This window comes from Cyanobium sp. CH-040 (assembly GCF_024346135.1).
GTDB lineage: Bacteria > Cyanobacteriota > Cyanobacteriia > PCC-6307 > Cyanobiaceae > NIES-981.
Genome location: NZ_JAGQCJ010000004.1, coordinates 111731 through 124380, shown reverse-complemented (window position 1 = coordinate 124380; position 12650 = coordinate 111731). Strand labels below are relative to the sequence as shown.

15 protein-coding genes and 1 tRNA gene are annotated in these 12650 nt (G+C 70.8%); 7 read left to right on the top strand and 9 right to left on the bottom strand.

Annotated features, from left to right (window positions below; genetic code table 11):
* Positions 1–12: 12 nt before the first annotated feature.
* Together trmB and KBY90_RS05645 are read right to left on the bottom strand one after the other, a co-directional pair.
* On the bottom strand, positions 13–726 hold the full coding sequence (trmB, locus tag KBY90_RS05650) for a tRNA (guanosine(46)-N7)-methyltransferase TrmB (protein WP_254967577.1): 714 nt from the start codon (positions 724–726) through the stop codon (positions 13–15).
* 2 nt (positions 727–728) lie between these two features.
* The gene (locus KBY90_RS05645; RefSeq protein WP_254967494.1) at positions 729–2042 is read right to left on the bottom strand and encodes an FIST N-terminal domain-containing protein; all 1314 of its coding nucleotides are present in this window, start codon (positions 2040–2042) and stop codon (positions 729–731) included.
* Positions 2043–2077: 35 nt separating this feature from the next.
* Here KBY90_RS05645 and KBY90_RS05640 point away from each other — a divergent pair, with 35 nt between their 5' ends.
* Positions 2078–2719, top strand: a complete 642-nt coding sequence (locus KBY90_RS05640; protein ID WP_261353093.1) for a DUF3177 family protein — start codon at positions 2078–2080, stop codon at positions 2717–2719.
* 65 nt (positions 2720–2784) lie between these two features.
* Positions 2785–3096 (top strand): hypothetical protein, encoded by a 312-nt coding sequence (locus KBY90_RS05635; RefSeq protein WP_254967493.1) that lies wholly within the window; start codon positions 2785–2787, stop codon positions 3094–3096.
* Between the two features lie 46 nt (positions 3097–3142).
* Here the strand turns inward: KBY90_RS05635 and KBY90_RS05630 are convergent, their stop codons facing one another.
* From KBY90_RS05630 to KBY90_RS05620, 3 genes are read right to left on the bottom strand one after another with little or no spacing between them, the layout of a single operon-like run.
* Positions 3143–3640 (bottom strand): cupin domain-containing protein, encoded by a 498-nt coding sequence (locus KBY90_RS05630; RefSeq protein WP_254967492.1) that lies wholly within the window; start codon positions 3638–3640, stop codon positions 3143–3145.
* Positions 3637–6684: an isoleucine--tRNA ligase gene (gene ileS, locus KBY90_RS05625; protein WP_315858714.1), complete on the bottom strand. Its 3048-nt coding sequence runs from the start codon at positions 6682–6684 to the stop codon at positions 3637–3639. Before ileS ends, KBY90_RS05630 begins: the two co-directional genes overlap by 4 nt.
* Before the next feature lie 24 nt (positions 6685–6708).
* Positions 6709–7407: a Ycf66 family protein gene (locus tag KBY90_RS05620; protein WP_254967491.1), complete on the bottom strand. Its 699-nt coding sequence runs from the start codon at positions 7405–7407 to the stop codon at positions 6709–6711.
* Positions 7408–7515: 108 nt separating this feature from the next.
* On the opposite strand from KBY90_RS05620, the gene KBY90_RS05615 reads away from it, so the two are divergent.
* Both KBY90_RS05615 and crtR read left to right on the top strand, forming a co-directional pair.
* A tRNA-Leu gene (locus KBY90_RS05615) sits at positions 7516–7597 on the top strand.
* 89 nt (positions 7598–7686) lie between these two features.
* The gene (gene crtR / locus KBY90_RS05610; RefSeq protein ID WP_254967490.1) at positions 7687–8676 is read left to right on the top strand and encodes a beta-carotene hydroxylase; all 990 of its coding nucleotides are present in this window, start codon (positions 7687–7689) and stop codon (positions 8674–8676) included.
* Between the two features lie 4 nt (positions 8677–8680).
* On the opposite strand, the gene gatC is transcribed toward crtR, so the two are convergent.
* Together gatC and KBY90_RS05600 are read right to left on the bottom strand one after the other, a co-directional pair.
* Complete coding sequence (gene gatC / locus KBY90_RS05605) at positions 8681–8974, bottom strand: Asp-tRNA(Asn)/Glu-tRNA(Gln) amidotransferase subunit GatC (protein ID WP_254967489.1); 294 nt, start codon at positions 8972–8974, stop codon at positions 8681–8683.
* A gap of 67 nt (positions 8975–9041) precedes the next feature.
* Positions 9042–9842 carry a creatininase family protein gene (locus KBY90_RS05600; protein WP_254967574.1) on the bottom strand — a complete coding sequence of 267 codons (801 nt, stop codon included), beginning with the start codon at positions 9840–9842 and terminating at the stop codon, positions 9042–9044.
* Between the two features lie 119 nt (positions 9843–9961).
* On the opposite strand from KBY90_RS05600, the gene KBY90_RS05595 reads away from it, so the two are divergent.
* The gene (locus KBY90_RS05595) at positions 9962–10252 is read left to right on the top strand and encodes a DUF6679 family protein (protein WP_254967488.1); all 291 of its coding nucleotides are present in this window, start codon (positions 9962–9964) and stop codon (positions 10250–10252) included.
* A 44-nt stretch (positions 10253–10296) separates the two neighbouring features.
* Here KBY90_RS05595 and KBY90_RS05590 read toward each other — a convergent pair whose 3' ends face one another.
* Positions 10297–10452, bottom strand: coding sequence for a hypothetical protein (locus KBY90_RS05590; RefSeq protein ID WP_254967487.1), 156 nt, complete (start codon positions 10450–10452; stop codon positions 10297–10299).
* On the opposite strand from KBY90_RS05590, the gene KBY90_RS05585 reads away from it, so the two are divergent.
* Positions 10451–11071, top strand: a complete 621-nt coding sequence (locus KBY90_RS05585) for a DNA-3-methyladenine glycosylase (protein WP_254967486.1) — start codon at positions 10451–10453, stop codon at positions 11069–11071. The genes KBY90_RS05590 and KBY90_RS05585 overlap by 2 nt on opposite strands.
* 22 nt (positions 11072–11093) lie before the next feature.
* Entirely contained in the window at positions 11094–12110 is a 1017-nt protein-coding gene (locus KBY90_RS05580; protein ID WP_254967485.1) for an aspartate carbamoyltransferase catalytic subunit, read from the top strand.
* On the opposite strand, the gene KBY90_RS05575 is transcribed toward KBY90_RS05580, so the two are convergent.
* A complete protein-coding gene (locus KBY90_RS05575; protein ID WP_254967484.1) occupies positions 12107–12478 on the bottom strand; it encodes a DUF565 domain-containing protein in 372 nt (123 codons plus the stop codon). The genes KBY90_RS05580 and KBY90_RS05575 overlap by 4 nt on opposite strands.
* Between the last annotated feature and the right edge of the window lie 172 nt (positions 12479–12650).

The following is a 12650-nucleotide window of genomic DNA, read 5'->3' as shown; positions in this document are numbered from 1 at the left end:
GCCTGGCCGGATTCAGCTGGGATTATCGGCCTCCCTGCCGGCCACCCCCGCCATCCCGGCCGCGGCCCGCTCCAGCAGCGCCGGCTCCGGCGGCGGTTGCCCGTTGCGCCGGAAGAGCACGCGGTACACCGGCAGTCCCTGGGCCAGCACGTGGGTTTCGCGCTCGGTGGGCACCGGCAGCGGGTTGCTCAGACGCCAGGGCCGGGCATCCTCATCCGGCCGGCCGAAGCAGCCGCTGGCCTCCACCAGCGCCACCATCGGCTCGATCACCGCCGGCACGTCGCTCTGCAGGAACAGTTCCCCGCCTTCCGGCAGCGCCTCCGCCAGAGCCCGCAGCAGGGCGGGTTGCAGCACCCGCCGCTTGTGGTGCTTGGTCTTGAACCAGGGGTCCGGGAACTGGATGCTCACCCGCTCCAGCAGCCCGGGGGCCAGCGCCCGCAGCCAGTCCTCGAGGCTGACGTTGGCGTTGCAGAAGAGGTAGTGGAGGTGCTCCAGCCCGAGCGCCCGCCGGTCGGCCTCGGCCGCCTCCACCAGCGGGCGGCGGATCTCCACACCCAGGTAGTTGCGCTGCGGTTCCGCCTGGGCGAGCGCCAGCAGGAAGCGGCCGCGGGCGCTGCCGATGTCGAGATGGAGGGGCCGTGCGGGATCGGCGAACAGCTCGGCCGGGGGTGGCAGAACCCTCGGCTGCTGATGGAAACGGCTGAGGGGATTGACGTGCTGGCGCACCATCAGGCCGCGTCGCTGGGGGCGGTGTCTGTGGAGGTGGCGTCGGTGGGCACCAGGAAGGCCCAGCTGGCGGTGTAGCCGTGCAGGTGGGTGCTGCCGGCCACCGGGCCGATCTCACCGTTGCAGAAGGCGCCGGCCACCGGCAGCGCTGCGAAGACCTCCCGGGCCACCGTGACGTCGCCATCGGGGCGGCCGTAGAGGCCCTGCCCCCGCCCCAGGCAGGCGAACAGCAGGGCGGCCAGGGGCTCGCCCGGCCGCCGTCGCTGCCGCTCCAGCAACTGCAGCAGCTCCTGGCGGGAGGTCTGGGCGTCGCGCAGCTGGAACTGCACCTGCTGCCCCACCCGCATCCGCTCCGCCACCGCCACGGCACCGTTGCGCGGATCGACGCCGATCAGGTTGCGCACCAGGAAGGTGGGCGTGCCGGTGTCGCCATCGGCCTCCAGCCGGAAGCTGTCGCGGCCCACGCCCAGGAACAGGGAGTGCTTCACCAGTTCCCGCTCCTCGGGTGTGAGCTCGGTGAGGATCGCCTGCAGTGCCGCCACCGGCGTGCTGCGCCGGTCGTCGCGGCTGAGCTGCAGCACCACGTTGCGCTGGGCGTCCTCCACCTCGAACACCGGCCCGATCGGCCGGCAGCCCTGGGCGACCACCGGCTGGAGTTCCCAGCCCCCGTCGATCAGACAGCCCACCGCCCCGCCGTGCACCGCGTTCGCGAACAGGAGCGAGTCGCCGGAGGCGCTGTGGGGGCAGGCGATGCCGCCCAGCTTGGCGGCCTGCGGGCAGGCGTAGTCGAGCCCGCTGATCAGGTCGTTGATCCCGCTGAAGCCCGGGTCCACCAGCAGCAGCATCGAGCGGCTGGCGGCCAGCTGCTGCGCCTGCTCCGCCGGGCCGAGCAGGTCCAGCCAGGGGGCGGCCGGGCCGTCCAGATCGGGCAGCTGCTGGGGCTGGATCGCGAAGGGGTGCAGGCGGGCGCCAGGCAGGCGCAGCAGGGTGACGCTCAGGCCCGGCTCGCGCTCGAGCTCCCGGGGAGGCGCCTCCGGCGCCGTGCCGATCACGCCGCCGGCCAGGCAGCCGAGCCAGTGCCTGGCCTGCAGGCGTTCCTGGAGCAGCGGCAGCAGACGGGGCAGATCGCTGGCGTAGCTGGCGGAAGCGAACACCAGGGCCAGGTCGGCCTGGCCGGCCCCGCGCAGCTGGCGGGCCACGGTCGCGACGGCCGTCTCCAGGGAGGCATCCGTGGCCAGCGCCATCCGGCACCACGGCTGATCGCCGCCGGATCCCAGACGGCGGCTCAGCCAGCTGGAGAGAGGAATGGCTGCCATGAATGGACCCTATCGCCGGCGGGGAGGTACGGATAATGGCGTCTTCCCGAACCGCCGTCGTGCCGGAACCGCTCTACCGCTCGCTGGTGTGGCTGGATGTGCGGATGGGAGTTCTCTTCAGCCTGGGCCTGCCCCTGGTGCTGCTGGTGTGGGCCGCCGTGCGCCGCGAGCAGGCCCTGGTGCGTCTGCTGGGCCTGTACTGGAAGGTGGCGAGTCTGCTCCTGGTGAGCACCCTGCTGCTCACCGACCGCCGTCCGATCGGGTTCGTGCTGCTGGTGATCGCCCCCCTGCTGGTGGCCTGCAGCCTCTGGTTCTGGGTGGACCTGAATGAGGAACTGGCCGATCTGCCGCCCTGGCGCCCGCTGCCGCTCACCACGCGCATCTGGCGGTGGAGCGTGAGCTTCTGGGCCGTGATCAGCGCAGGCTTCAGTGCCATGGCCCTGAACTGCCTCGATGCCGGGGCGAGGGCCACCCCCCGCTGCACTGCCTGGATGGAGGCCCCGATCGGCCTGCACGGGCACCTCGAGCGCGTGTTCGCGTTCGTGTTCGGCGGCCAGTGGACTCCCGCCGTGGCTGCGTTCATCGGCTATCTCGGCCTGGTGGCCTACGCCGTCGGCCTGCTGCAGTGGCTGCTGGTGCGCCTGCCCCGGGTGGGACGGGTCGCGGGCGACTTCTAGGCAGCCTCTGCAGCCTCTGTCCCGCACCCATCCCGCACCCCACCCCCTCTGCCGAACCCCAAGCCATGACGATCGCGGACCTGCTGACGGGCCTGGAGGCCATCAGCCGCGGGCGCGCCGACCGGGTGCTGCGTCTGCGCGGCGTCCTGCCCACGGAATGCGGCGGCAGCGAACCGTTCGAGGTGCTGATCTTCCGTGGTTTCTCCAGCAGCGTGAGCCACCCCACGGCCTTCGATCCGGATCAGCCGCTGCTGCCCGCAGCAGCCTCGATCGAGACGGCCGAGCTGCTCCGGGGACCGCTGAATCCCGCTGCCGAGGAGCGGCTGGCGGGGCCTGCGGCGGCGCACACGTTTCTCGATCCGCTCGCCTGGCACTGAGCACCCGGGCCTGTGGACCCGAGCTCGCGCCCCGCTGGCGGCAGCCTCACGCTCCGGCCGTCAGCAGGCGCTGCCAGTGCGGGCAGAGAGGGCTCAGAGCGCTGCGGTGGGGGCTGAGCTGCTCCGGCGCGGCCAGTTCGAAATCGTCGAAGTCGAACCCTGGGGCCACCGTGCAGCTCACCAGGCTCCAGGGGGTGCCCGGCCGGGGCTCGGCGGCGAACCAGCTGCCGGCCGGCACCACATGCTGGGGCCGTTCGCCGGCGCCGAGGTCCAGCCCGAGGCGGATGCGGCGTGCGCGTCCCGCCGGGCAGAGCTCGTAGAGCGTCAGGCCGCCGCCGCCGTGGTGGTGCCAGCCCTCATCGGAGCGGATGCGGTGCCAGCGGGAGAACTCCCCCGTCGCCAGCAGAAACAGGATGGCGGTGCTGGCGGCCCGGGGTCCCCGTGGTGTGGGCACCTGGATCCGGGCGCGGTAGGTCTCCCGGTAATGGCCGCCCTCGGGATGGGGCACCAGCTCCAGAGCCTGGATCAGCTGGTCCGGTGTCACCCTCGACCCTCCAGCACGGCCACGCAGCGGCCGCAGAGCGTGGGGTGGGCACGGTGCTGGCCGATGTCGGTTTCGTAGTGCCAGCAGCGCTCGCATTTCCGGCCGGCGGCCCGGGCCACACGCACGGTCACGCCGCCGCTGCTGGCCTCGGCCAGCACGCCCTCCGGTACTTCGCCACCGATGTGCACGGCTGACACCAGCAGCCAGTCGGTGAGGTTGTCCACGCTGGGATGGGTGGAGCGCTCCAGCCATCCCAGGGCCGCTGCCAGGGCTGCGCTGCTGTCGTCTGCGGCCAGCATGATCTGCACCTGGGCTTCCAGGGAGGCGCCGATGGCCTGTTCAGGGCCCTCGCCGCTGCCCTCGCTGCCGGCCTTGCCGCCCTGCTTGCGGCAACTCTCGAGCTGGCGGTTCACCAGGGTGCGCAGCTCCAGGATCACCCCCATCGGCTCCTCCAGCGCGGGCTGGTGCCACGCCTCGGGCGCCGTCGGCCAGCCCCGCTCGAACACCGAGGCCTCGGCCACCGGGTAGGGCAGGTTCTGCCAGATGTCCTCGGCCATGTGGCTGAGCACCGGCGCGATCAGGCCGGCCAGGCGCTCCACCACCAGGCTCAGCACCGTCTGGCAGCTGCGCCGGCGGAAGTCGGCCGCGCCGCTCACATAGAGGCGGTCCTTGGCGATGTCGAGATACACATTCGACAGATCCACCACGCAGAAGTTCTGCAGGGCCTGGAAGAAGCGGTAGAACTCGAAGCGCTCGAAGTCGCCCGTCACGGCATCGATCAGGGCGGCGGTGCGCTGCAGGATCCACTGATCCAGCAGCGGCAGCTCGGCGTAGGCCACGGCGTCGCCGCCCTCGCTCCGGGGCCGCGGATCGAAGTCGTGCAGGTTGCCCAGCAGGTAGCGGGCGGTGTTGCGCACCTTGCGGTACACGTCCGCCAGTTGCTTCACGATGCCCGGCCCCAGGGGCACATCGGCGGAGTAGTCCACCGAGCTCACCCACAGGCGCAGCACGTCGGCGCCGTAGGCCGGCTCCTGCTTCTCGTTCCTGCCGCCCTCAACCAGCACCGCGGGATCCACCACGTTGCCCAGCGACTTGCTCATCTTGCGGCCCTTCTCATCGAGGGTGAAGCCGTGGGTGAGCACCCGCCTGTAGGGGGCATGGCCGTTGACGGCCACCGAGGTGAGCAGGCTGCTCTGGAACCAGCCGCGGTGCTGGTCGCTGCCCTCCAGATACAGATCGGCGGGGTACTGCAACCCAGGGCGACCTCCGGTCTGGGCCTCGTGCGCGGAGTCGCTGTCTGCTCCTGCTCCCTCTGCGCCCAGCCCCCCCAGCACCCCGGCCCAGGAGGAGCCGGAGTCGAACCACACGTCCATGGTGTCGGTGCCCTTGCGCCATTGGCTGGCCTCGGCGGCGTAGGGCTCGGGCAGCAGCCCGGCCTCATCGCGCTCCCACCACACGTCGGCGCCGTGCGCGGCGATCAGCGCCTGGATGTGATCGAGGGTGGCCTGGTTGAGCAACACCTCACCGGTTTCGCGGTGATAGAAGACGGGAATCGGCACGCCCCAGGTGCGCTGGCGGCTGATGCACCAGTCGCCCCGCTCGCTCACCATCGCCTCGATGCGGTTGCGGCCGCTGGCCGGCAGCCACTCCACCGCCGCGATGGCCTCCAGGGCCGCGCTGCGGAAGCCCTCCACCGAAGCGAACCACTGCTCGGTGGCGCGGAAGATCGTGGGCTTCTTGGTGCGCCAGTCGTAGGGGTAGCGATGCTCATAGCGCTCCTGCTTCAGCAGCAGGCCCGTGCTTTCCAGGGCGCTGATCACCGCGGGGTTGGCGTCCTTGAGCACGTTGGTGCCGGCGAACGGACCCGCCTCGGCGGTGAGATTGCCGGCTTCATCCACCGGGCAGAGCACCGGCAGGCCGACTTTCCTGCCGGTGTTGAAGTCGTCGACGCCGTGGCCGGGGGCGGTGTGCACCAGGCCCGTGCCGGCCTCGGTGTTGATGTAGTCGCCGCCGATCACCACCGGACTGGTGCGCTCCAGCAGCGGATGGCGGTAGACGATCCCCTTGAGCTCGGCGCCCTTCACCTGCAGCACGGGCATGAGCGTGAGGCCAAGGCTGGTCTCCAGGCTCTCGCGCAGCTCGGCGGCCACCACCAGGTGGCTGGCGGCCGGCGCGGGCGTCTCGCCGCGGGGGGTCACGGCGCAGATCGCGTAGTCGAGCCGCTCGTTCACCGACACCGCCAGGTTGGCCGGCAGGGTCCAGGGGGTGGTGGTCCAGATCGCCACCGCCAGGCCGCCTGAGGCGGTGGCGGTCTCCGGGCTCAGGCCGGCGGCGCCCAGCTGCCGGGCCAGGGCTGCCGGCAGCTCCACCACCGGGAAGGCCGCATACACGCTTGGGGAGGTGTGGCCGTCGGGGTATTCGAGTTCCGCTTCGGCCAGGGCCGTGCGGGAGCTGGGGCTCCAGTGCACCGGCTTGAGGCCCCGGTAGATGTGGCCGGCCAGCACCATGGCGCCGAACACGCCGATCTGGGCGGCCTCGTACTCCTTCTGCAGGGTGAGGTAGGGCTGGTCCCAGTCGGCCCAGATGCCCCAGCGCCGGAAGCCCTGCTTCTGGCCCTCCACCTGCTCGAGCGCGTAGGCATGGGCCTTGCGGCGCAGGCTGATCGGCGTGAGCTCGGCGCGTTCACTGCTGCTCAGTCCCTGCAGCACCTTGAGCTCGATCGGCAGGCCGTGGCAGTCCCAGCCCGGCACGAAGCGCGCCTTCTTGCCCTGCAGCAGGGCCGTTTTGTTGATGATGTCCTTGAGGATCTTGTTGAGGGCGTGGCCCACATGCAGGGCCCCGTTGGCGTAGGGCGGCCCGTCGTGCAGGGTGAAGGGCTTGCCCGGGTTCTGCTGGCTGAGGCGCTCGTAGATCCGCTGCTCGCTCCAGAACGCCTGAATCTCCGGCTCGCGCTGCTTGGCGTTCGCCCGCATCGCGAAGGGCGTCTGCAGCAGGTTGAGGGTGTCCTTGTAGGAGATCGGCTCGGACGCGGAGCTGGCGGTCACGGGCCCGGAGGCGGCAAGGAGGGATTATCCCGCCCGGCTCGAAGGCCCCGAAGCGTCCGCGGCACCGTCGGCAGCATCGGCATCGTCGTTGGCAGGCTCTTCGCTGGCCTGGATCAGCGCCTCGATCTCCTCGAACGACTGCACCACGAGTGCATCGGGGACTTCGGCGGTGGAGAGGGGTTCCGGCGCGGGCGCGGGCTCCGCTGCAGAACCGGCCTCCACCGCTGCGGGCGAGTCCTTCCTGGCGGGCTCGGCGGCTGTCGATTCCGGGAAGGAGGGTTCCGCAGACGTGGGCTCCGGCCGCACCCAGCGCTTGCCGCCGCCGCGGGGCCGGTTTCGTGCTCCCAGCCAGGTTCCTGCCGTCCGCACCACCTCAGCGGCCATCTCCCAGAGCCTGGCGGCGGTGCCGCCCAGTTCGCCCAGGGCCCTCTGCCAGCGCTCCGCCGACCAGAGCCGCTGGCGCTCCTCCTCCGTGAGCTGCCGCCAGCGGCCCTGCGCCACCTCCACCCCCAGCCGGCCGATGAGCAGGCTGCCGCAGAGCACTCCCAGCATCGGGGCGCCGGTGAGCCGCTCGGCACTGGTCACCAGCACCAGGCCCAGCAGCAGCACCACCGCGCCCCAGAGGGCGTCGCGGGAGCGGCTCAGCTCCGGCACCAGCAGCGGCAGCAGCAGCACGGCGAGCCCCAGCACCAGTGCGAGGGCTCCGCCCAGGGTGGCGAGCATGGCCGGGGGCGCGGTTTGCCGCCATTCTGAGCCGCACCGGGATCGCCCATCCCCGCCGCCCAACTCCGCTGCGCCCCTCCCGTCAGCGATGCCTACAGTCGTGGGCCTGCCCACCTGGCGGAATTGGTAGACGCGCTGGGTTTAGGTTCCAGTGACCTCGGTCGTGGGGGTTCAAGTCCCCCGGTGGGCATCGCCGGCCAGGCCCCGCCTCCCGGGGCACCGGAACCGTTGCCTAAGTTGCAGGCCCACCGTGCGATCGCCCCGGATTCGTCCGCGCCCATGACCCTGGCCCCGGCCGCAGCGCTGCCACGCTCGGTTCCCAAGCAGTTCCTCGATCCGCCGGGTCCCTGGAACCCCACCGTGGGTCTGTTCCTCGTGGGTTACGCCCTGGCCGGCCTGAGCATCTGGGGCTGGTTCGTGGGCCAGTGGCCCCTGTTGCCGCTGCTGATCATCGGCTTTCTGGCCCTGCATCTGGAGGGCACGGTGATCCATGACGCCTGCCACAACGCCGCCCATCCGAACCGCTTCTGGAACGCGGTGATGGGGCACGGCGCTGCCCTGTTGCTGGGCTTCAGTTTTCCGGTGTTCACCCGGGTGCATCTCCAGCACCATGCGCACGTCAACGACCCCAGACACGATCCCGATCACATCGTCAGCACGTTCGGGCCGCTGTGGTTGATCGCGCCACGCTTCTTTTATCACGAAGTCTTCTTTTTCCAGCGTCGCCTCTGGCGTCGCTATGAGCTGCTGGAGTGGGGAATCGCCCGTGGCGTTTTCATTGCCATTGTCGTAGCTGCCGCCAAATACGAGTTCCTTCCTTATATCTTCAACTGCTGGTTCGCGCCGGCGCTGATGGTCGGCGTCACCCTCGGGCTGTTCTTCGACTACCTGCCGCACCGGCCCTTCCAGTCGCGCAACCGCTGGCATAACGCCCGCGTCTACCCGGGCAGGCTGATGAACTGGCTGATCATGGGTCAGAACTATCACCTCGTTCACCATCTCTGGCCTTCAATTCCCTGGTTCGAGTACCGGCCTGCCTATCACGCCACCAAGCATCTGCTCGATGCCAAGGGCTCCCCTCAGCGCCTGGGGTTGTTCGAATCCCGCAGTGATGTGCTCAATTTTCTCTACGACATCCTGCTGGGGGTGCGCAGCCACAGAAAACGCCGCAGCAAGCTGCGTCCCCTGGCGGCCCTGATGCCCACCCGCCATGCACGCCGTCGGGTGCTGGAGTTGCTTCACCGCACGGCTGTGTCGCCGGTGCGCTGAGTGTTCACTCGCCGAGGATCTTCGGCACCCTGAAGAAGTCTCCCTCCCGCTGGGGTGCCAGTTCGAGCAGCGCGTCGCGCACCCGGGTGGGCTCCACCTGGTCCTCGCGGGTGACGTTCACCACTTCCACGGCGCGCGTGGTTGGGGGCACCCCCTCGGTGTCCACGGCCTGCAGGTGGTCCACGTAGTCGAGGATCCGCTCCAGCTGGGTGGTGTAGGTGGCGATCTTCTCTTCCGGCAGGGCCAGCCGGGCCAGGCCGGCCACCTTGCGCACGTCGTCGGCGCTGATCTTGCTCATCGGACTGCTGGGCGGCTGGCGCGACGCTAGCGCTAGCCCAGGTCAGCTTCCGTGAGCCCCCGTCGCCTCAGTCCTCCGCCGTCAGGAACGTCTGCAGATCCGCCGCCAGGGCCGTGGCGGCCAGGTCCAGGAAGGTGTGCCCGTGGTCGGCCCTGGCCAGGTAGGGATCCGAGCCCATGCGACCGTCGGGATGGCGGCGGCGGAAGTCCTCGGGGCCGTGGATCGGTCCGGCCGGCGGTGGTTCCGGCAGGGGCCGCTGCTTGTCGATCAGGCTCGGTTCCAGATGCAGGGTGAGGGCGATCTCGCTGGGGGTGGCGTGGTGCCCTTCGCGATCCCCGTAGAGCTCCCGCGCCTTCTGCATCACCGGAGCGGCCATGAACCAGTTGGCCAGCTTGCAGCGCAGCCGTGGCGCCACCGGCAGCCCCCGGGCCGCGGCGGTGGCATGGGCCTGGGCGAAGGCGGCCCTGCCGGTGGCGATGTTGCCGCCATGGCCGTTGATCACGTAGATGCGCTCGAAGCCGTGCCGCGCCAGGGACAGCACCACGTCGTGCAGCACCGCCATCAGGGTGGAGGGCTGGAGGCTCACGGTGCCGGCGAACCCCAGGTGGTGCTCGGCCATGCCGAAGGCTTGGGTGGGGGTGACCAGCACACCGGTGCGCCGGCCCACCTCCAGCGCCACTGCCTCGGCGGTGAGGGCGTCGGTGCCGATGGCGCCGCTGGGGCCGTGTTGTTCAGTCGATCCCAGGGGCACGATCACACCCCGGCAGCGCTCCAGATAGGCCTCCACTTCCGGCCAGCTGCGCAGCTGCAGCCGGATGGCCTCCGTGTCGGCGCTGCCCGCGGGGATGGGGGCCTCGATCTCGGTCATGGCTGTGGTGAGGGTGGGCTGAAGGGGCGGCTCGAAGCCGGCTGAACGGGTCAGGGTGAACAGCGGCAACCCTGCCCACCCTGCCTAGGATCGGTGGGCGAGCTGAGCCGTTGGCGCCCATGCTGCATCGCAAGCTCTATCAATTCTCCGCCGAGCGCCGGCCGGTGTGGGTGTTTCTGCGGGACCAGCAGCGCTGGATCGAAGAGGCGCTGGTGGTGGAGATCGACGGTGATCTGGTCACCCTCCGCTACGACGCCACCGATGATGACGAAGCCCACAGCTGGGAGGAGAGCGTCCGCCTCGACTCGATCGGTGCTGTGAGCACACGCCTCTCCTATGTGTGCCGCGCTCCCGGCGAGGAGCTGCCGATGGCCGACGACTGTCCGGAGGCGGAGCGCCTCAGCGGCTGAGCCACCCGCCCGTGGCATCGTGCCGGTTGCTGGTTGCTGCCGGCTCAGTGGGCGGTGCCGTTGCCGTCGTAGTCGTCCGTGTCGTAGTACCCGCCCTTGGTGCCGAAGAACAGCGTGGCCAGGCAGAACAGGCCGCTCACGGCCAGCAGCACGGTGCCCAGGTTGAAGCCGGAGGCCGCGGTGGCGGCGGAGCTGTCCATGGTGGTTACGGCGCAAGAGCTGACCTCCATTGTGCTGCCCACCGCCTTCTTTGCACGTCCGGCCCGGGCGGTGGCGCCGGAGCTGGTGGGTTGCCTGCTGGTGCGGCAACAGCCTGACGGCTCCCACCTCTGGGGCGTGATCGTGGAGACCGAGGCCTACTGCCAGAGCGAACCCGCCTGCCATGGCCACCGCCGCCGCAGCCCCAGCAACGCCACCCTGTTCGGGAAGCCGGGGCACTTCTACGTGTATCTCACCTACGGGGTGCACCACTGCGTGAACGTGGTCACCGACAGGGCCGACTGGGCCGGTGGCGTGCTGCTGCGGGCCGCTGAACTCCCCGGGGAGGCGGAGCGCAGCGCCGCCGGGCCCGGGCTGCTGGCGCGGCGCTTCGGCATCGACCGCCGCCACGATGGCGCGCCGGTGGCTGCTGGCCGGGGTCTCTGGCTGTCGCCGCGTCCCGAGGCCCTGGCGCTGGCCGCCGCCGACCTGGTGCAGACGGAGCGCATCGGCATCAGCCAGGGCAGGGAACTCCCCTGGCGCTGGTATCTGCGCCGCAGCCGCAGCGTCAGCCGGCGTGCCCCGGGGGATCCTCAGCCGTCCCGCCGGCCCCTAGGTTGAAGGGGTCCGCCGGTGCCGGGTGTTGAGCGGCTGGGATCACCGCCATGTGATCGATCTGTCGGCCTTCTCGACCGACGACTTCACCACCGTGCTGGAACTGGCCCAGCGCTTCCGCAACCTGCCCGTGACGGGCACCCGCAAGCTGCCCGCCCTGCAGGGCCGGCTGATGACCACGCTGTTCTTCGAGGCCAGCACGCGCACGCGCAGCAGCTTCGAGCTCGCGGCCCGGCGCCTGTCGGCCGATGTGCAGAGCTTCGCCCCAGGGTCCAGTTCCCTGGTCAAGGGCGAAAGCCTCCTCGACACCGCCCGCACCTACGTGGCCATGGGGGCCAACCTGCTCGTGGTGCGTCACGGCTGCGCCGGGGTGCCCCAGATCCTGGCGGAGGCCCTCGACCGCAGCGGGGATCGGGTGGCCGTGCTCAACGCCGGCGATGGACTGCACAGCCACCCCAGCCAGGGGCTGCTCGATCTCTTCACCCTGGCCCGCCACTTCAGTCCGGATGCCCCTTCTCCAGAGGCACTGCGAGGGCGCCGGGTGGTGATCGTGGGTGACGTGCTCCACTCCCGCGTCGCCCGTTCCAACCTCTGGGCCCTCACGGCCTGTGGCGCCGAGGTGGTGCTCTGCGGTCCGCCGACGCTGCTGCCGGACCAGTTCGCCGACTTCGTGGCGGCGCCGCCCCCGGGTCAGGCGGTCGATCCGGTGCCTCACCGTGGCCCCGTGCGGCTGGTGCGCAGCCTGGAGGAGGCCCTGCCGGGCGCTGATGCCGTGATGACGCTGCGGCTGCAGAAGGAACGCATGCACCAGCACCTGCTCACCACCCTGGAGAGCTACCACCGCTGCTACGGGCTCACGCACGATCGGCTGGCCCTCTGCGGGCGGCCGGTGCCGGTGCTGCACCCGGGACCGGTGAACCGGGGAGTGGAGCTGGCCGGCGCCCTGCTGGACGATCCCGCCTGCAGCCTGGTGGAGGAGCAGGTGCGCAACTGCATCCCGGTGCGCATGGCGTTGCTCTATCTCCTGGCGGCCGCCGACGGCTAGAGCAGCTTGAAGCCGTCCAGCAGCAGGCCGTAGAGAAGGCCGATGCGGCCCATGTCCAGCAGTTGCAGCGGCAGGGGATCACCGGGGCGGCGGCGCAGGGGGCCGCGGGCGCGCACCGCCAGTTCCATGGTGAGCACGCACAGCAGCGCCCCGACCGGATCGATCTGCCCGATCTGTCCGCTGATGGATCCCACCACCCCGCCGATGGAGAAGCTGATCAGCAGCGTGATCAGCTGCAGCGAGGCGCGGCGCCAGGGGTTCGCGGCCCAGGCCACAAGCCGGGCTCCGACCTGCACCAGGCTGCGCTGGAAACGGGTCTGCTGCAGGGGGCGTGGCCCGGTCGTCGGGGCCGGCAGCGGTGTTCGCATCGGCTGGCTCAGGCGCCTGTTGATCCTGGCCGGGAGCCGCCGCTCCCGTCCGTTGAACGGGGCGGCGGAGGAAGGCGGCAGGGTCAGCGACTGGCGATCCCCATCACCCGGCCCAGCCCTGCCGACACCTGTCTACACCATCTCTTGCGTGGCGCAAGGTCTGAAGCACTAC